We start from the raw sequence: 678 nt of genomic DNA, 5'->3' as shown, positions 1-678 counted from the left end.
CCTCGGGGAACGCGGCTCCGCCGGGCACCTCTTCGGTGGGCGCGGCTCCGCCGGGCGCGCAGCAGAGTGCCGGGCCGCGTGACCGGGGCGTGGTGGCGGCGGGCCGTCCGCGCCGCGCTCGGCCGCCGCGCCCAGCTGCGCTGGGTCCATCTGGTGCTCGGCGGCGCCCTGCTGATGCCGTACTACCTGCTGACCACCGTCGTCTTCGCCTCGCTGGTCCGGGGCGCCGAGCCCTTCACCTCCCTGCGGTGGCAGCTGGCCACCTTCGCCTCGGCCCTGCCGCTGGCCGCGCTGACCGCGCTCTTCCCGCTCGTCCGCCCCCTGGAGGCCACCGCCGCGCGCTCGCTGTGCGGGCTCCCGGAGTCCGCCGAGCTGGCGACCGGGCCCGCCGGGTCATGGGACGCGCGCAGCCGTACCTCGCTCTGGTACGCGCTGCACCTGACCACCGGCGGGCTGGTCAGCGCGCTCATCCTGTCCCTGCTGCCCGCCGCGGCGCTGCTGGTCGCCCTGCCGTTCACCGACGCCTCCCGCGCCGACGACCTGGGCTGGCCGTACGGCTTCGGCGCGGCCCCCACCGCGCTGGCGCCCGTGGTCGGGCTGCTGCTGCTGGCCGTCGTCATGGGGATCGCCGCGGGCGCCGGGGCGCTGCTGGCCCGCTGGGCGCCGGTGGCTGCTCGG

The 678-nt window shown here is 78.5% G+C and carries 1 pseudogene; it reads left to right on the top strand.

Features of this window, described 5'->3' with window-relative positions:
• Positions 1-78: 78 nt before the first annotated feature.
• Positions 79-678 (top strand): annotated as a pseudogene (locus tag AXW62_RS39795) (histidine kinase); the annotation flags it as partial.

The organism is Streptomyces hygroscopicus subsp. hygroscopicus, from assembly GCF_001553455.1.
Taxonomy (GTDB): domain Bacteria; phylum Actinomycetota; class Actinomycetes; order Streptomycetales; family Streptomycetaceae; genus Streptomyces; species Streptomyces hygroscopicus.
This window is presented reverse-complemented; position numbering and strand designations above follow the sequence as displayed.